15 protein-coding genes are annotated in these 17,153 nt (G+C 44.4%); 7 read left to right on the top strand and 8 right to left on the bottom strand.

Features of this window, described 5'->3' with window-relative positions; all coding sequences use genetic code 11:
- Nucleotides 1-52: 52 nt before the first annotated feature.
- The 5 genes from rpsO to tamL form a co-directional block, all read right to left on the bottom strand.
- The gene (rpsO, locus tag BLT07_RS16355) at nt 53-322 is read right to left on the bottom strand and encodes a 30S ribosomal protein S15 (protein ID WP_091871739.1); all 270 of its coding nucleotides are present in this window, start codon (nt 320-322) and stop codon (nt 53-55) included.
- Between the two features lie 104 nt (nt 323-426).
- Complete coding sequence (locus BLT07_RS16350) at nt 427-906, bottom strand: hypothetical protein (RefSeq protein ID WP_091871737.1); 480 nt, start codon at nt 904-906, stop codon at nt 427-429.
- 44 nt (nt 907-950) lie between these two features.
- Nucleotides 951-1,811 carry an acetyl-CoA carboxylase, carboxyltransferase subunit beta gene (gene accD / locus BLT07_RS16345; protein WP_091872295.1) on the bottom strand — a complete coding sequence of 287 codons (861 nt, stop codon included), beginning with the start codon at nt 1,809-1,811 and terminating at the stop codon, nt 951-953.
- A gap of 68 nt (nt 1,812-1,879) precedes the next feature.
- On the bottom strand, nt 1,880-2,947 hold the full coding sequence (gene fbaA / locus BLT07_RS16340; protein WP_091871735.1) for a class II fructose-bisphosphate aldolase: 1,068 nt from the start codon (nt 2,945-2,947) through the stop codon (nt 1,880-1,882).
- Nucleotides 2,948-3,010: 63 nt separating this feature from the next.
- Complete coding sequence (gene tamL / locus BLT07_RS16335) at nt 3,011-5,611, bottom strand: translocation and assembly module lipoprotein TamL (protein ID WP_091871734.1); 2,601 nt, start codon at nt 5,609-5,611, stop codon at nt 3,011-3,013.
- 275 nt (nt 5,612-5,886) lie between these two features.
- On the opposite strand from tamL, the gene BLT07_RS16330 reads away from it, so the two are divergent.
- The 4 genes from BLT07_RS16330 (at nt 5,887) to BLT07_RS16315 (ending at nt 10,011) form a co-directional block, all read left to right on the top strand.
- Nucleotides 5,887-6,609 (top strand): TrmH family RNA methyltransferase, encoded by a 723-nt coding sequence (locus BLT07_RS16330; protein WP_091871729.1) that lies wholly within the window; start codon nt 5,887-5,889, stop codon nt 6,607-6,609.
- Between the two features lie 105 nt (nt 6,610-6,714).
- Nucleotides 6,715-7,221: a DUF6702 family protein gene (locus BLT07_RS16325; RefSeq protein WP_091871726.1), complete on the top strand. Its 507-nt coding sequence runs from the start codon at nt 6,715-6,717 to the stop codon at nt 7,219-7,221.
- A gap of 66 nt (nt 7,222-7,287) precedes the next feature.
- Nucleotides 7,288-9,597: a M1 family metallopeptidase gene (locus BLT07_RS16320; protein ID WP_091871712.1), complete on the top strand. Its 2,310-nt coding sequence runs from the start codon at nt 7,288-7,290 to the stop codon at nt 9,595-9,597.
- Between the two features lie 75 nt (nt 9,598-9,672).
- Entirely contained in the window at nt 9,673-10,011 is a 339-nt protein-coding gene (locus BLT07_RS16315; protein ID WP_091871709.1) for a Sec-independent protein translocase subunit TatA/TatB, read from the top strand.
- 103 nt (nt 10,012-10,114) lie between these two features.
- On the opposite strand, the gene BLT07_RS16310 is transcribed toward BLT07_RS16315, so the two are convergent.
- Nucleotides 10,115-10,756 (bottom strand): O-methyltransferase, encoded by a 642-nt coding sequence (locus tag BLT07_RS16310; RefSeq protein WP_091871706.1) that lies wholly within the window; start codon nt 10,754-10,756, stop codon nt 10,115-10,117.
- A 92-nt stretch (nt 10,757-10,848) separates the two neighbouring features.
- On the opposite strand from BLT07_RS16310, the gene kynU reads away from it, so the two are divergent.
- Together kynU and BLT07_RS16300 are read left to right on the top strand one after the other, a co-directional pair.
- Nucleotides 10,849-12,117, top strand: coding sequence for a kynureninase (kynU, locus tag BLT07_RS16305; protein WP_091871703.1), 1,269 nt, complete (start codon nt 10,849-10,851; stop codon nt 12,115-12,117).
- Between the two features lie 362 nt (nt 12,118-12,479).
- Nucleotides 12,480-13,634, top strand: coding sequence for an MFS transporter (locus BLT07_RS16300; protein ID WP_091871694.1), 1,155 nt, complete (start codon nt 12,480-12,482; stop codon nt 13,632-13,634).
- Between the two features lie 125 nt (nt 13,635-13,759).
- Here BLT07_RS16300 and BLT07_RS16295 read toward each other — a convergent pair whose 3' ends face one another.
- A complete protein-coding gene (locus tag BLT07_RS16295) occupies nt 13,760-14,491 on the bottom strand; it encodes a hypothetical protein (protein WP_091871692.1) in 732 nt (243 codons plus the stop codon).
- A gap of 138 nt (nt 14,492-14,629) precedes the next feature.
- Between BLT07_RS16295 and BLT07_RS16290 the strand changes: the two genes are divergently transcribed.
- On the top strand, nt 14,630-15,178 hold the full coding sequence (locus BLT07_RS16290) for a ClpP family protease (RefSeq protein WP_091871690.1): 549 nt from the start codon (nt 14,630-14,632) through the stop codon (nt 15,176-15,178).
- A gap of 313 nt (nt 15,179-15,491) precedes the next feature.
- On the opposite strand, the gene BLT07_RS16285 is transcribed toward BLT07_RS16290, so the two are convergent.
- Nucleotides 15,492-17,024, bottom strand: a complete 1,533-nt coding sequence (locus BLT07_RS16285; protein ID WP_091871683.1) for a cryptochrome/photolyase family protein — start codon at nt 17,022-17,024, stop codon at nt 15,492-15,494.
- Nucleotides 17,025-17,153: the final 129 nt, after the last annotated feature.

Here is a 17,153-nt window from a genome sequence, read left to right as displayed (position 1 = left end):
GGGCCGAAAATTTTCAGCCCTTACGTTTCGATGGGCAAAGAATAGGCTGCCCTTATTTTCTGATGTTTAGTTCTTTGATTAGTTCACGATAGCGAACCACATCCTTTTTCTTCAAATAATCGAGAAGACTACGTCTTTTACCAACCAAACGCACCAATGAGCGTTCTGTGTTATAATCTTTGCGATTATTTTTCAAATGCCCCGTAAGGTGGTTGATTCGGTGGGTGAAAAGAGCCACTTGCCCTTCGGTAGAACCGGTGTTCTCCGCTTTTCCGCCATGCTTTTTAAAGATGTCGGCCTTTACTTCTTTGGTTAAATACATGCCAATATTGTTTTAAATGATTTTTATGTATGTGATTTTCTCTAAATCAGGGCGCAAATATAAGGTTATTTTGCGGAGTTATACACCACCTGCGTTCATTTAATTCAAAATGCACACCCGTCGGGCAGGGGAGCCGCCTTCTCCAAATCCTTTGCGAACTCCACATCCAGTTCCGTGGCCTGAAAACCATTTTCGACACTGCCCTTCTGCGCTTTTTTGGCATATCCGGAATTGTTCATGTGCATACGAACATAGACTTCTTTATTTTCGGCGATCACTATATTTTCCCCAGATCGCATAAACGGTTGTTCTTTGACGTGGCTGTGATCCAGAATTCTTCGATGAACCAGATGACCCTCCAAATCAACGACTTCCCACCAATCGGCGTATTGATCGCATCCGGTATCGGGACTTTCAATAGTAACATCAAAGGTATACGCTTTCGCATTGCCAGAAACTTCGATTTTTGTTACTTGAGTAACTCCTTGTGCTAAAATTGAATCGTTTTCAGCCAGCATCTTTTCCTTATCTGTAGAACAATTACAGAACCAAAGTAAAATTAGTAGTAGGGGGACGTGTTTCATGAATAGATAGTAGACTGCCTGGCGGGCGTTCAGGTTGGAGACCTCTAAGCCCTAACCGGATTGTTTTCGATCAAATCAATATATAGGTTGATTTTCTTTTTTAGATTCTTTCGGTGGACGATAAAATCCAAAAAGCCGTGTTCGAGAACGAATTCAGCGGTTTGGAAACCGTCGGGAAGCTCTTTTCCCGTTGCTTCCTTTACAACCCGTGGCCCTGCAAACCCAATAAGGGCACCGGGTTCAGAAATGTTGATATCGCCCAACATGGCGTAGGAAGCGGTAGTGCCCCCAGTCGTGGGATCGGTGCAAACCGAAATATAAGGTACTTTGGCTTCTGCCAATTGTGCCAGCTTGGCGGAGGTCTTGGCCAATTGCATCAACGAGAGCGCCGCCTCCATCATACGGGCTCCACCGGATTTCGATATCATGACAAAGGGAATCTTTTTCTTGATGGAATGGTCGATGGCCCGGGCGATTTTTTCACCCACTACGCTGCCCATGGATCCGGCGATAAAACTAAAATCCATACAAGCGACGACCATATCCTTTCCCAAAGATTTACCCACGGCCGTGCGAACGGCATCCTTAAGTCCCGTTTTTTTCTGGGCGGCCTTTAAGCGATCGGAGTACTTTTTGGTATCCTCGAACTTTAAAGGGTCTTTTGAAGTCAGTTTCGCGTCCAGTTCCTTGAACTTGTTGTCGTCGAAAAGGATTTCAAAATAGTGTTTGCTGCCAATCTGTACGTGATAGTCGTCTTCGGGACTGACATAATAATTCTTGGCCAGTACTTCGGACTCTACAATCTTTCCAGTAGGCGATTTGTACCACAGTCCTTTCGGGGTGTCCTTCTTTTCTTCCGTAGCCGTCTGGATACCCTTTTCCTTTCTTTTGAACCAAGCCGTCATGTTTTCCATATTTGGGTTAGTGGGGTATTTAGAAGTGAACCGGTTTGAGGCAGTTCCATTGCATTTATTTATAACGTATTTACATTGTTAAGGTCTTCAAAGGCTTTTTTCAAGCGTTCGATAAAGGTCTTTTCGCCTTCGCGAAGCCATACTCTGGGGTCGTAGAATTTTTTATTTGGCTCGTCCGGGCCGTTTGGATTTCCAATCTGAGTTTGAAGATAGTCTTTTTTATCTTGAACATAATCCCTTACTCCCGCAAGAAAAGCGTATTGCAGATCGGTATCGATATTCATTTTAATTACCCCGTAGCTGATACCCTCGCGTATTTCTTCGACGGTAGAACCGGAGCCACCGTGGAACACAAAATCGATATGGTTGTGCCCGACGCCATATTTCTCAGTGATGTAATCCTGGGAATTTTTCAGGATTTTTGGGGTCAATTTTACATTGCCCGGTTTGTATACCCCATGCACGTTTCCGAAAGCGGCAGCAATGGTAAAACGCGGACTTACTTTTGAAAGTTCTTCGTAAGCATAGGCCACTTCTTCGGGCTGCGTATAGAGCTTTGAATCGTCGACATCGCTGTTGTCGACACCGTCTTCTTCGCCACCTGTAATGCCCAATTCGATTTCGAGCGTCATGTTCATTTTGGCCATTCGCTTCAAATAACCTTTGCAGATTTCAATATTTTCTTCGAGTGGTTCTTCCGAAAGGTCGATCATGTGCGAACTAAACAGTGATTTACCGGTTTGCTCGAAATGTTTTTCACTGGCATCGAGCATCCCGTCGATCCAAGGCAATAACTTTTTAGCACAATGGTCGGTGTGCAGAATAACCGTGGCGCCGTAGGCCTCTGCCAATTGGTGTACGTGCTTGGCACCTGCCACCGCTCCAAGAACGGCCGCTTTTTGTCCCTCGTTCGACAGGCCCTTGCCTGCATTGAACTGCGCGCCCCCGTTCGAAAACTGTACCATTACCGGAGCGTTCAGGCTAGCAGCGGTTTCCAAAACACCGTTGATGGTATCCGAACCTATTACGTTTACCGCCGGAAGGGCGAAACCTTTCTCTTTGGCATATTTAAAAATTGCTTGTACTTCGTCGCCGGTTGCTACGCCAGGTTTTATATTGTGGGCCATAATTTATGTTCTTAGTGTTTCTAATAGATTTGGATGCAAAAGTAATAAAATAATGTTTGAACTTTAAAAAGGATAATTAATCCCGATCTGTAGAACGGCATTCTTAAAATTATAGTCCGCGAACCAGCGTTTCGAAATTTCATTGGCGGGATTGTAGGTCTTGAAGCCTAGGTCGGCCCGCAGCACGAAAAAAGTAAAATCGTAACGGAGTCCGAATCCAGTGCCCAGCGCGATATCTTCAAGTGAATCTAATCCGGTAAAAGTAGCTTCTGGGTCTTCGACGTTGTCCAAAACGTTCCAGATATTTCCCGCATCGGCGAACAGGGCGCCCTTGAAACTGCCGAATAGGGGAAAACGGTATTCAAGGTTCAGGCTCAGTTTTAAATTGGCTTCGTTAAAATCGTTGATGGCATCGATACGTCCCGGCCCCAAGGAATAGGGTGACCAAGCTCTTATGTCGTTAGCTCCCCCGGCAAAATAACTACGAACGAACGGAATGTTGTTCGAATTGCCGTACGGCACGGCAATGCCAAAAAACGAACGAAAGGCCAACACGCTAGTACGCGATACGCTCCAATATTTCACATAGTCCAATTCGGTCTTCACGTATTGGCTATACGGAACATTAAAGATCAAGCTATTTCCGTTTTCGTTCTCATCGAAGGGAATCAGCGCCGAAATACCGGAGAGTAAATTCCCCGCACTTTCAAGTTTAAAGCGGAACTGAAAGAATTTGTTGTCGGTAAGTCCGTTGCGACTGGTATAGTTCAGGGTGTAATTACTGGTAAAAATCAAGTTGTTTTCGGTCAGTCGCTGCCTTCTTTCCTCGATACGGCTCACGGCGTCAAAATCAGTAGTTGTAGCCGGTACTTGTCTGCTGAGAATGGCATTTGTGAAATCGGTAGTTCCTTGGGGTATATTCAGTCGGGGGTCTTCCGATTCGACTCTCGGTTCGTAAAATTCCGTTAATGAAGGGTCGTTCCGATATTTATCCGCAATAGCTATATCGTTCAATTGTTCAAAGGAATTGCGATACACACTAAAGAAGCGATCCGTATTGACATTTCTGACAAACTGTACATTCAGTAGTTCAACGTTGTGTTTGATATGGTCGGAGGGAATCCAATTATAGCCCAAAACGGTATTGAACGCCTGTTTATCGAGTCCGATATTTTTTTGAAAACTGGTGCCCAGTGAAATTCGGGTTCTCGGAAGCGTATAGCTGGGTATTATCTTTTTGGTATTGAAAAAAGGAAACCAAATACTGGGAATATCCAAATTGGCATCGGCACCGAATTCCTGAACATTAAAAAACCGGTTATCGATAATACTACGGTCGTTCGAGTTCCCGATACTCACACGCCCCGAGATACTCAGGTTTTCGGCGCCCCCAAATAGATTTCTTGCCTGTAACGAGGGGTTTAGGGCCAGCCCGACCTGTTGAATTGACGACCGCGTAAGCTCGAAAGACATACCCAACGAATATCTCGGCCGGGACGCCAGATAGATATTGGTGTCCAAGGTCGCCTCTTCTTCATTGGGCACGGGCGTAATCGTCGGATATTTGAAAACCCCGAGGTTGGTGATCTGCCGGTATGTGCGGGTGCGATCGATGTCGCGATACACACTGTCTTGTTCAAAAAAAACGGCATTGGCCAACGTATTGGGGTTGAACCGCAGCTTGTCCCGATAAAATATAGTATAATCCTTGAAACGGATGAATTTTTGATTTCGATCACGTTCGTCGAAAAGATAATCGGTGTAAATATTTATCCTGTTGAAGCGATACACCTGATATGGCGCAGTGGTTATGGCAGAGTCACCTCGCTTTTTAAAGTTGTCAATATTCAGTTCGATGTTCATTTTTTGGTCATCGGCCAATTTGGTGGTATCGGTCGCGATATCATAGGAAATAGAGCTTTCCTGAAAATTGTAGACGCCTGTATTCCGAAATATATTACTTAGGCGTTCCCGCTCTGCTCCGAATTTGGCAAGGTCGAACTGATCCCCTTTTTTTACGAACGAATCTGTAGTATTGAGGGCATAAATGGAATCGACCGCTTCCGAAACAATTTGGCGCGAAACCGAATCGATGGTAAAAGGTTCGCCCAACTCGATTTTATAGTCCATAATGGCTCTTTGGCGCTTGGGTATCGTATCGATTTTATAGGTAGTATTACTATTGAAATATCCTTTACTGTCGTAGTAGGCCTTCAATCGTTCTAAGGTACGCCGGCTCTTTAGAGTATCGAGTATGACGGGTTCTTCCCCGGTTTTTTTGAGCCATTCGTTAATCCCTTTTACCAAAAAGGATTCGCCCAAGCGGTCTACCTGTTTTTTTGAAAGGATATTGATGAGCCGCTGTTGCCTTTTTTCTTTTCGGTGCAACCAGCTTTGATAGGAAGAATCGGGATTCTGTTTCGCCAAGTTGTAGAGGTTCAACCGAAGCGGATATCCTAAAATAGTACGGTTCGGTTCTTGGACAATTAGACTTTCGACATCGGCGTTCTTTACTTCGGCACTATCTACGGTGATCTCGTTCTTTTTGAGCAATAGTTGGTTTTCGCCTACCCTTTTCAGGGTATTGCAAGCGTTGAACACCACGACTAGAAATAATAGGCTTATTTTAGCGGTGTTGCTGGTAAAGGGAAACGATATGCCCATAGCCACCAAAAATACATTGAAATCATGTAAAGTTTGAGGGATTTGGATACGAATTATTCGAATTATCAGAAATTTATTTAGGCGTTTGGGAATTAGGGGGTATTGAATTAGGAGGAAGTAGGATAGTGATCGAGTGGACCGGAAATCTGGGGAGATAAATAGGGAGCTGGAATTTGTGACATCGAAATTCAGAATTCAGATTTTTTTGTCCTTTGGATGGAAAGAAGGTGTCAGCATTTTATTAAAAGGACGGATTTTAACTAGATGGCAACCGTATGGTCAGTAAAAATCAAATAAAGCTTGTTAAAAGCCTTCAACAAAAAAAGTACCGCAACCAATATGGCCTCTTCGTTGTTGAAGGTGTCAAAGCGGTACGGGAACTGCTAGATTCGGAGTTTACCGTTTATCGGATATTTGCTTCGGATGTTTCTGTCTTCGACGGTCACGACGCGGCTGTTGAATTCGTCACGGAGGCCGAACTTCGGCAAATGAGCGGTTTTACAACCCCCAATACCGTAATCGGGGTATTCGAGATGGCAAAAGTCGGAAACATCGATTTCTCGGATTGGATTCTCGCTGTTGACGATGTTCGAGATCCCGGAAATTTGGGTACGATCATCCGGTTATGCGATTGGTTCGGTATCCAACATCTGGTATGTTCTGCAACTACGGTAGATTGCTACAACCCCAAGACCCTGCAGGCCACCATGGGCTCTATCGCCCGGGTTCAGGTCGGTTATACGGATTTAGAAGATTTTCTGCGGAAAACGGACCTTCCCATTTTTGGTGCCTTTATGGAGGGTCAACCGGTCTACACAACGAAAATACCCGAAAAGGGGATACTGGTAATGGGGAATGAGGCCAAGGGTATTTCCTCCGAAGTCCAGGCTTTGGTTTCCGAAAAAATAAGTATTCCACAGTTCGGTAAGAATTCCGCGGAAAGTTTAAATGTTGCGACGGCTACAGCGATTTTGCTTAACGAAATCCGTAGAAGATAGGGGTAATTGGCAGTTGCAGCGTGTAGTTGGCACATGATTTGTTTAATTTTGTAAATCATACCATCCATCCACCTTAAAAATCCTAATTCTGACAATGCGAAACACATGAACCTCCTAAAAAAATCCATTTTAATTCTACTGCTGCCGCTGTTCGCGTTCGTTACCGCCCATAAATTCTATTTAAGCGTAACCAATGTCAACTATTCCGAAAAGGATGGGGCGATACAGATTACTTCCCGCATTTTTATCGACGATTTTGAAAACGTGCTACAGGAACGCTACGGTTTTGACGCCGAATTGGCCACGAAAAACGAATCGGAAGAAGCGGATGCTTATATAGAGAAGTACTTTAGGACAAAATTTGCAGTGGAAATCAACGGTAAGAATGCATCCTATACTTTTATAGGGAAGAAATACGATGTCGATGTGATGATTTGCTATATCGAAATTCCCAAAGTCGATTTGGCCACTACGACATCCATCCAAATAACGAACGAAATACTTACCGACCTTTACGACGAACAACAGAACATCGTTCATTTTAAGATCCATGGGAAAAAGAAAAGTTTTGTCCTTTTAAAATCCGATACTAAAGGAATGTTAAACTTGTAACATTCTCTATAATAATCCTTAGAAAACTTTACTTTTCGCAGATTCATATCAAACCCTATTTTTAACATGAATTTACTCAAATATTGCCTAGTTGCGGTACTGTTTTTGTCCGCGACCAGCGTTGTCGCCCAAGCACAGCAGAAAGAAAAAGAACCCGGTCACTATAACCAGAACAAGTTCAAACAACTCTATGAGGAGTTTGCTACACCGAACAGTTATCGCTCCGCTTCGGGCGCCCCAGGTCCCGAATATTATCAGCAACAGGCGGATTACAAGATGGATATCGAGCTAGACGATAAAAATGCCAGTATATCCGGGGAGGAGACCATTACTTATACCAACAATTCGCCCGATGACCTGGAATATCTTTGGGTGCAGTTGGATCAGAATATCAGGGCCAAGACCTCAAAAGCGCCTTTGCACAACGGTGGGGAATTGGCCCCGGCCGAAGAACCGGGCGCTTTTGCCAAAAAATATCTTAAAGAGCCTTTCGACGGGGGGTTCAACGTTGATTTTGTGAAGGATGCCAGTGGAACTCCATTGCCTTATACGATAAATATGACCATGATGCGTATCGACATTCCCCGGCCGTTGAAGAGCGGGGAGGAGCTATCGTTTTCCATCAAATGGGATTACAATATTCCCGAACATACTGTGGACAGGGCGCGCTCGGGCTACGAATATTTTCCTGAGGATGGTAACCGAGCCTATGTAATCGCACAGTTTTTTCCACGGATGGCCGTGTATAGCGATGTAGAAGGGTGGCAGAACCATCAATTTTGGGGCAGTGGCGAGTTTGCTCTTCCGTTCGGCGATTATGAGGTCAATATTACGGTACCCGCCGATCATATACTAGACGGCACCGGAAAGCTTCAGAACCGGCAGGAAGTATTCTCCAAAGAGATGATGGCCCGCTATGAAAAAGCCAAAAAATCATACGATAAACCCGTACTAATCGTTACCCAAAAAGAAGCGGAAAAGGCCGAGAAAAGCTTTTCGGAAAAGAAAAAGACTTGGAAGTTCAAGGCCGAAAATGTCAGGGATTATGCCTTTGCGACATCCCGAAAATGGATTTGGGACATGCAGGCCGTTAAGATGGGCGACCGTGATGTAATGGCCGTTTCGATGTATCCGAAGGAAGGTAATCCGCTTTGGGAAGAGTATTCTACCAAGGCCGTAGCCCACACCTTAAAATCATATTCGTCGCATACTTTCGATTATCCCTATCACAAGGCAATTTCGGTGCACGCCAAGAACCAAGGTATGGAATACCCCATGATCTGTTGGAACTACGGCCGGCCGAACGAAGACGGGTCGTATTCCGACCGGGTAAAATTCGGAATGCTCAGCGTTATCATCCATGAGGTGGGCCACAACTTCTTCCCGATGATCGTCAATTCCGACGAGCGGCAATGGGGCTGGATGGATGAAGGGCTCAATACATTTATGCAATACATGGCAGAGCAGGAATTCGGGGAAAAATATCCAGAGGCCATAGCACCCAATACCAAATATCCTTCAAGAAGGGGAGACCCATCAGACGTGGTTCCTTACATGTCGGGCGACCAAAGCACAATCGCGCCAATCATGTCCAACCCCGAAAACGTCTATCAGTTGGGTCCCAATGCCTACGGCAAACCGGCTACCGCCCTCAATATCTTAAGGGAAACCGTGATGGGCAGGGAATTGTTCGATTACGCCTTCAAGACTTATTCACACCGTTGGATGTTCAAGCACCCCACCCCCGAGGATTTCTTCCGAACTATGGAGGATGCCTCGGCAGTGGATTTGGATTGGTACTGGAGAGGCTGGTTCTATACCACCGATTATGTGGATATAGGGGTAAAAGATATCAAAAAATATTATGTGAGCGACAAGCCCACTAAACAAATGGAGGAGTATATGGCCGCCCGCAACATTACGGAAGCCGATTTACCGCCCTTAGTCTATTTGGCCGAGGATGACAGTGAAGATTTCGATACGAACCTAAAGGGGAAAGCGCCCTCTGAAAGTTCGAAGACCCTCAAAGAATTCATGATGGACAATATGACGGCCGACGAACGCGCCAAAGTTAAAGAGCCCAAGTATTTTTATCAGGTCACCTACGACAAACCGGGTGGACTGCCCATGCCTTTGATCGTTGAATATACCTACGCCGATGGCACAACCAAGAACATTACCTACCCGCCCGAGATATGGCGGAAAAATGATAAGGAGGTGAGTGTGGTGGTTTCTTCGGAAAAAGAACTTACCGGGATAGTCGTTGATCCCAAGGCCGAAACCGCTGATATCGACGTCACCAATAATTCATGGCCGAAAAAAGAGACGGAATCCGATTTTGATCAAATGAAGAAGGAGAATATTAGGGGGCAATAAGGTCTGCTTTTCCCTTTGGCAAACCTTCCCTGTATTTTTTTCGTATGCATTAGTAATCTTCATTATATTTGTAGCATGTTCGCAATGCATTTTCTTTTTATCAGTGGGGCCGAGATATTCTTCGTCATGTTTATCGTGGTGATGGTCTTCGGTGCCGATAAGATTCCCGATATCGCCAAGGGACTGGGCAAGGGCATGCGCCAACTTAAAGATGCTACCGAAGACATCAAGAGCGAAATCACAAAAAGTGCCGATAAGCAGGGTATCGATACGAGTTTTATAAAAGACATCAAAAAAGATATAGATGATGTCAAGAACAACGTAAGCAAAAATATCGGAACCGATATCAAAAAGCAGATCGACGATGTCAAGAAAAATGTCGATGATGTTACAGGTACTATCAAAAGAAAGTAGGCTTTGCTCGAACGGATTTTGGAATGGGATAGAGAAACGGTTCTCTATTTAAATAACCTCGGTGTCGATCAATACAATCAGTTCTGGATTACGGTAGTACGGCTCATCGCACCCGCGTGAGGGTTAAGCCATCCCTGATCGGTAATAAAACGGTCTCTACTCTTGGGTCTTCCTTCAGCATGTTGTTATATGCTAGCAGTATTTGCGTCGTCTTATCTTTTGCTTCCAAGGGCTCGACGACCTTGCCCGACCAAAGCACGTTATCGGATAGAATAAGGCTTCCCGATTTTGTTTTTTTTAGGATGAGTTCAAAATATTCCGGATATTCTTTTTTTTCCGCATCGATAAATATCAGATCGAAAACGCAATCCAAAGTAGGAACGATGGTTTTAGCATCGCCGGTATGCTGTACGATTTGATTTCCGAAATTGCTTTTATCAAAATAGCGTCGTTGTATTTCCAGCAGTTCTTCGTTGACGTCTATGGTATGTAATTGCCCGTCTTTTTGAAGGCCTTCGGCCAGACAAAGGGCGGAATAGCCGGTGTAGGTGCCGATTTCCAGTATATTTTTTGGATGGATGATCTTCGAGAGCATGCTCAGTACCCTGCCCTGAAAATGACCGGTAAGCATTCTGGGCCGGACGACTTTCAAATGCGTTTCACGGGTCAGCTCTTGAAGCAGTTTTGGCTCTTCTTCGGAATGGGATTGGATGTAATTTTCCAAATCGGGAGATAGAAAGTGCATGGGTTCGCTTTACAACAAAAATAGTGAACATAGCGAGACCTGTCAGGTTTAATTTTTGGTGGCGAAATCGTATTTTTGACCAAAACACTGCTATGCAATTTGAGAACACCTTGGCCTTTGCCCAAAACCTCGATGCCGAAGACCCACTTCGCAAGTATCGGGATGAATTCCACTTTCCAAAAGTTAATGGCAAGCCTGTTATTTATTTTACAGGAAATTCCCTCGGGCTACAGCCTAAACGTACCCAAAAATATATTGATGAGGTCATGACCGATTGGTCGGAATTGGCCGTAGAGGGTCATTTTCGAGCCGATAAACCTTGGTGGGATTACCACGAGCGCTTGGCCGCTCCCTTGGCCAAGGTGGTCGGGGCAAAAACGGAAGAGGTTTCGGTAATGAACACGCTGACGGTAAACTTACATCTTTTGATGGTTTCTTTCTATAGGCCCACTGCGAAACGGTTTAAAATTCTCTGTGAAGAAAAAGCCTTTCCGTCAGATCAATATATGTTACAGAGCCAATTGCGGTTTCATGGTCTCAACCCGGAAACGGCAATTGTCGAAGTCAAAAAGCGGGATGGGGAACACTTTTGGCGTACCGAAGATGTTTTGGCCAAGATAGGGGAGGTGGGTGATGAACTGGCCTTGGTCTTGATCGGGGGTGTTAATTATTACAACGGACAAGTTTTCGATATGGAAAAGATTACCAAGGCAGGTAAATCCGTGGGTGCCTTTGTCGGATGGGATCTTGCACACGGCGTGGGAAATGTCGCTTTGAAACTCCATGATTGGAACGTCGATTTTGCCGCTTGGTGCAGCTACAAATATATGAACAGCGGCCCCGGCAATGCATCGGGAGTCTTTATCAATGAAAAATATTTGGATAAAAAGGATATCCCCCGGTTCGAAGGTTGGTGGGGAACAAAAAAGGAGATCCGTTTTTTGATGAAACCGGAATTCGAACCGATGCCGAACGCCGATGCCTGGCAAATAAGCAATGCCCCGGTATTGTCGGTCGCTCCCTATTTGGCATCCCTCGAAATGTTCGAGGAAGTCGGTATGAAATCCCTTATCGAAAAACGAATAAAAATTGTGGCCTATCTGGAATTTATCCTTCAGGAAATTGATAGGCAGACCGACGGCTCTTTTGAAATCATCACCCCTAAAGACAGAGGCTGCCAAATTTCTGTGTTTCTGCACGGCCAAGGTAAATCGTTGTTCGATTATCTTTTGAAAAATGGCGTCATCACCGATTGGCGTGAACCCAACGTCATCCGTTTGGCACCCGCGCCTTTTTATTGCTCTTATGAAGACATGTACCGTTTCGGGCAAATATTGAAGCAAGGCATTTCCCGAAAATAAGGACGTCGTAGTATATCCTAGTAAATAATATAAGAGTGATTTTACACGTTCGAATTTATCAAAAATTGAGATAATTTAATAGTGCGCCAATAATAGAGACCTTCTACTCGGTAGCAAGAATAAAGTCGTTCATTAAGACGGCCTTTTTTTCGGTCTTACTTATACCCGAACTTTAACTTTTTTAGCTTTCGCAAAAAGTATAAGGTATACAAAATTTAGTATTGATAAAGAGAAGTGATGGATTAATCAAGGGAACGGAAAACTAGCATTGCAATTTATAAACGCTTAATCAAAAAGTAAAAAAAGTACTAAAGACCAACCCCCTAGATCCTAGTCCCAAACTTTAAACCTTAAACATAAGTATGAAATCCCTTCGCCTTATCCTTACCAACCCGCGTTACTTTGGTCCTGCTTGGGTGTTTGCCAGCATGAATATCCTTTTTGGAACTTGGGCAATTTATATACCGACCGTAAAGGAAAATTTAGAAATCGACAAGTCACAACTGGGCATTGCCATCTTCTTTCTTTCGTTAGGGGTATTTGTGGTTTTTCCGATCGCCTCGAAGATAATCAACAAGATAGGGGTAGGAAGGGCCACATGGTACGGGGTTATCTTATGTTGTATCGCTGCGCTATTGCCGCTTTTGGCACCCAGTTATTACATGCTTATGGCGGCTCTGTTTCTATTCGGCGCCTCGAACGGCTTTACCGATATTTCGATGAATACCTTGGTTACAGAGCTGGAGAAAGAGGATAATAAGAAATTTATGTCCGCCTCGCACGGCTTTTTCAGCCTTGGAGGGGTTCTGGCCGGTCTTGGTAGTTTTTTGATCGGCCCTTTGCATAATCCGATATTGCATATGGGCATTGCAGTAGCCTTGGTGTTGACGGTGAATCTGATATACTTCAGAAGATTCTTAGACATAGTGGCCGCCCCGGTGGAAAAGGATCCATTTAGTTTGAAACTTTTCAGGCCATTGTTGTTATTAGGTTTGATTTCTTTTGTGGCCATGGGAAGCGAAGGCGCAATCGTCGACTGGAGCGGCCTCTACCTTAAGGAAATCAGCAGGGCGCCGGAAGCTTTGTGGGGCGCCGGTTTTTTAGGCTTTCAGGTGACGATGACCCTAGGCCGTTTTTTAGGGGATGGTATCAGTTCGAAAATCGGTTCGATAAAAATGGTCGGTTTCGGCGTCTTGGTAGTCATGGCCGGCTACGGACTGGTATTGTCAACGACCACTTATTTGGCTATTGTAGGATTTTCATTAAGCGGACTCGGATTTTCCGTGATGATACCCGAAGTTTTCCGGATTGGGGGCAATGTCAAAGGCATAGATTCTTCACAAGGAGTTTCGTTCATTGCCGGAACAGGGTATACTGGGTTTTTATGTGCACCGCCCATATTGGGGTTTATCGCAGATACCCATTCCTTGGTAGCCTGTATTTTGGTACTGTCTTGTTGTGCCCTTTTGATATTGGGTGCTGTGGTTGTTTTACATCGGAAGAAATTTAGTGCTTAGTTTGAAACTCCATTAAATGTTGCACTAAGTTTATAATGTTCAAATGGTAGCCCAAGTTTAAACGATTTCGAGTTCTTTGCGAACTTTGTGGGGCAATTGCGGTTAAACCATTTTGGCGATTAAAACTATTCGGCGTTCACCTCGACCCCTGTAAAATAAAGCTTAAAGTTACCGTCGTCATTTTTGTGCATTTCTGCAATTTTGAGTCCACCTTTTTCAACATAGTCTTCCCAAGTGGTTGTCATTGAAGGTTCGGCCTGATTTCCCTTTCTGTACACCCATTCTTGAACAATAAAATCATCTCCGAAATATAGGTCGTAGGCATCACCAGGGGTGTAGCCTCCTTCGTTGCCATAAGTAACCGTCAATTTTTGCATCATCTTCTTGCTGATGGGAGCTTCCGCTTCCGCTGTATGCTCGGTTGTAATGCTATTTTTGTCCCACATGATATTCAGGGGAGCCATGAGCCAAAATTTGTCGTTCACGAAATTGCCATTGGTTTTATAGGCGGTACTGTCCATATCGGTATCGTTTCGGTCGTAAGTAAGGGTGTCCTCAGCAGACAGCGCCGTCACTTCGTTGGTCTTGGGCTTCCAGATCCAAGAACGCTCGAAATGCGGGTTGCCCTCACGATCAACATTGAACGTGAATTTCAGTTCTTCTACGGTTGCCCAAGCGTCCATACCGTTGGCATGGGCTATTTTTTCGACAATGCTAGTCTCTTTGTCAGAGGCCATGGTCGACTCCGCGGAACTGTTTTCGCTAGTGTTCTCAGTGCTCTTTTGTGTTTTGGTATCGGTTTTACAGCTTGTGAAAAACACGAATCCCAATAGTGCGATGTTGGTGAGGTATTTCATTTTCTTTAGTTTCGGGTAAAGATAAACGTTTTGTAGTTAAACTTTAAGGAATCATATTCACACTAAAGAGGAGTTCGATGTATCCGTATCGAATTTTCAGATAATTTGAGTATTTTTGCAGCCTACAAAATACAAATAATGAGTTCTAATAAAGGAAAAGTTCAGGAAGCGATTCAAGAAAAATTGCTCGATGAAAGAAAAGTGTTTTTATGGGGCATGGTAGATGACGACTCTGCCAAGCACGTCATCGATCGCCTTATGTATCTGGATCTTCAAAATAATAAGGAAATACAGTTGATTATCAATAGTCCCGGTGGCTATGTTACTTCCGGATTTGCGATTTACGATACCATCAAGCAAATCAAGAGTCCTGTTTCTACGGTTTGCTCCGGTCTTGCAGCATCAATGGGATCTATTCTTTTGTCCGTAGGCGAAAAAGGACGACGGTTTATACAGCCGCATGCCAGGGTGATGATCCACCAGCCTAGTGGAGGTGCTCGTGGACAGGCTTCGAATATCGAGATTCAGGCCAAGGAAATTATCAAGACGAAAGAGTTGGGTGCCAAAATACTCGCCGAAAACTGTGGACAAACCTTCGAAAAGGTCATGAAAGATTTCGACCGCGACTACTGGATGGGCGCCGAAGAGTCAGTGGAATATGGTATTGTAGACGGGGTTTTGGAATAAACGGCCTTTCTTCGCTGTTCTCGTATTTGACCCGAAGATGGCTCTAGAGCTTATTTCCGTTCGGGAATACCTTGGAGAAAAAAATCATACAACATTAAAAATTCCTTCGCAATCGAATTGTGAAGGACTTTTTGGGTAGATATAGGCGCCGAAGCGGGATGTTTCTTTATATACGGACGAACCTAGAGGGTTGGATGCGTTTTAATGGGTAAGGAAAGCTTAAAAGTTCATGCCTGACCGCTGTAGATGGGTCCAATGGCTCAAGACATCAAGCAGCAATTTAAACAAGTCACCCCAGAGCGCGATAGAGGGGTCAAAACAATTCGGGATGCTCAATAATATTATTTGCCCTTTCTTTTAATGCTGCCAGTTCCTGTTTATCCTTTTTTCCCAATAGGCTCATCATCATGTTCATGCGGTGATTGTCTCTGAAATGTTCTTTTTTCTCATCCAGAAAATTCCAGTAAAGCGCGTTAAAGGGACAGGCATTTTCGCCCAATTTCTTAGTATGGCTATAGTGACAGCCGCTGCAATAATTGCCCATTTTATGGATGTAATTGGCGCTGCTAACGTAGGGTTTGGTGGCAATCATACCGCCATCGGCAAATTGGCTCATGCCCCGGGTATTCGTAATTTCGACCCACTCGATGGCATCGATGTAAATACCGAGGTACCATGCATCGATTTCATCAGGGTGTACTTGGGTCAACAAAGCGTAATTACCGGTAATCATCAAGCGTTGAATGTGATGGGCGTAGGCTTCGTCCAGACTTTGTGTGATGGCGTGTTTCAAACAGTTCATCTTGGTATCGCCGGTCCAGTAGAAATCGGGGAGTTTGTTCTGATTGTCCAATTTGTTATACTGGCCGTAATTGGGCATTAATGCCCAGTACATACCCCGCATATATTCGCGCCATCCTAAAATTTGGCGCACAAAACCTTCGACTTGCGAAATGTGGATGTGCCCCGTGTGCTCGTAACAGTGATCCAGTACTTTATCGATGACTTCTTTTGGCGAAATCATTTTACTGTTCATCGCAAAGGATAAACGGGAATGGAACAAAAATTTTTGTTCGCTATGCAGCGCATCCTGATAATCGCCAAAATAGATCAGTAAGTTTTTACAAAAATAGTTGAGCACCGAAAGGGAGTCGGCCCTTGAAGTGGGCCAATTGTAGCTTTTGGGGTCTAGATTACCTATGGTTTCGATACCGGCAGCCTTAATTTCTTGGGATACAACGCTAACGTCTTTCCGAAAGCCACGTTCATGCGGAATTTCAGGTTTCCCCGTCCATTTTTTACGGTTGCTGTGGTCGAAGTTCCACTTACCGCCATCGGGTTGGTCGTTGACCATCATAATGTCGTGCTTCTTACGCATCATTCGATAGAAACTTTCCATCAAGTACTGTTTCTTGTTCGAAAAGAAGTTTTTAACTTCATAGCGGGTGGTGTAGAAATGTTCGGTATCCACGGCTTCCGTTTCAATGGAAAGACCTTTGCAGATAGCCTTTAATTGTTCATCCAACCGATATTCATCCGGCAGTTGGTATTCGAATTTTTCCGCATCGGTTTCATTCACATATTTTTGAATGATTTTTTCTAGGTTCTGAGGATTTTGGTCATCGCCAATTTTGAGATAGATGAAACGGTGCCCCTTTGTCGAAAGTTCCTCTTGAAAATTACGCATGGCCAAAAAGAAGCCGACCACTTTTTGAATATGGTGCTTCACATAATCGGTCTCCTGGCGCATCTCGGCCATGAGGTAGGTGACCTCATTGTCGGTTTCATTGAACCAAGCGTGTTTTTGGTTCAGTTGGTCACCCAGAATTAGCCTTAGCATTTTCATATAATAGTGTTAATAGTGTATTGTTGATACTTGGTTCGCTGACGACCGATTAGGTCTCGACCGCACTCGATTTTACAGACCCGACTTTAATCGACAAGACAAAATCGAATTCGCTCGACCGGACCAACT

It is taken from the genome of Pricia antarctica (assembly GCF_900101815.1).
GTDB lineage: Bacteria > Bacteroidota > Bacteroidia > Flavobacteriales > Flavobacteriaceae > Pricia > Pricia antarctica.
Note: the sequence above shows the minus strand (reverse complement) of the source record. Positions and strands in the feature narration are given on the sequence as shown.

What these genes read in the sequence shown, in the direction of transcription:
- rpsO (WP_091871739.1), bottom strand. Translation starts at nt 322, where the DNA reads ATGTATTTAACCAAAGAAGTAAAGGCCGACATCTTTAAAAAGCATGGC.
- BLT07_RS16350 (WP_091871737.1), bottom strand. Translation starts at nt 906, where the DNA reads ATGAAACACGTCCCCCTACTACTAATTTTACTTTGGTTCTGTAATTGT.
- accD (WP_091872295.1), bottom strand. Translation starts at nt 1,811, where the DNA reads ATGACGGCTTGGTTCAAAAGAAAGGAAAAGGGTATCCAGACGGCTACG.
- fbaA (WP_091871735.1), bottom strand. Translation starts at nt 2,947, where the DNA reads ATGGCCCACAATATAAAACCTGGCGTAGCAACCGGCGACGAAGTACAA.
- tamL (WP_091871734.1), bottom strand. Translation starts at nt 5,611, where the DNA reads ATGGGCATATCGTTTCCCTTTACCAGCAACACCGCTAAAATAAGCCTA.
- BLT07_RS16330 (WP_091871729.1), top strand. Translation starts at nt 5,887, where the DNA reads ATGGTCAGTAAAAATCAAATAAAGCTTGTTAAAAGCCTTCAACAAAAA.
- BLT07_RS16325 (WP_091871726.1), top strand. Translation starts at nt 6,715, where the DNA reads ATGAACCTCCTAAAAAAATCCATTTTAATTCTACTGCTGCCGCTGTTC.
- BLT07_RS16320 (WP_091871712.1), top strand. Translation starts at nt 7,288, where the DNA reads ATGAATTTACTCAAATATTGCCTAGTTGCGGTACTGTTTTTGTCCGCG.
- BLT07_RS16315 (WP_091871709.1), top strand. Translation starts at nt 9,673, where the DNA reads ATGTTCGCAATGCATTTTCTTTTTATCAGTGGGGCCGAGATATTCTTC.
- BLT07_RS16310 (WP_091871706.1), bottom strand. Translation starts at nt 10,756, where the DNA reads ATGCACTTTCTATCTCCCGATTTGGAAAATTACATCCAATCCCATTCC.
- kynU (WP_091871703.1), top strand. Translation starts at nt 10,849, where the DNA reads ATGCAATTTGAGAACACCTTGGCCTTTGCCCAAAACCTCGATGCCGAA.
- BLT07_RS16300 (WP_091871694.1), top strand. Translation starts at nt 12,480, where the DNA reads ATGAAATCCCTTCGCCTTATCCTTACCAACCCGCGTTACTTTGGTCCT.
- BLT07_RS16295 (WP_091871692.1), bottom strand. Translation starts at nt 14,491, where the DNA reads ATGAAATACCTCACCAACATCGCACTATTGGGATTCGTGTTTTTCACA.
- BLT07_RS16290 (WP_091871690.1), top strand. Translation starts at nt 14,630, where the DNA reads ATGAGTTCTAATAAAGGAAAAGTTCAGGAAGCGATTCAAGAAAAATTG.
- BLT07_RS16285 (WP_091871683.1), bottom strand. Translation starts at nt 17,024, where the DNA reads ATGAAAATGCTAAGGCTAATTCTGGGTGACCAACTGAACCAAAAACAC.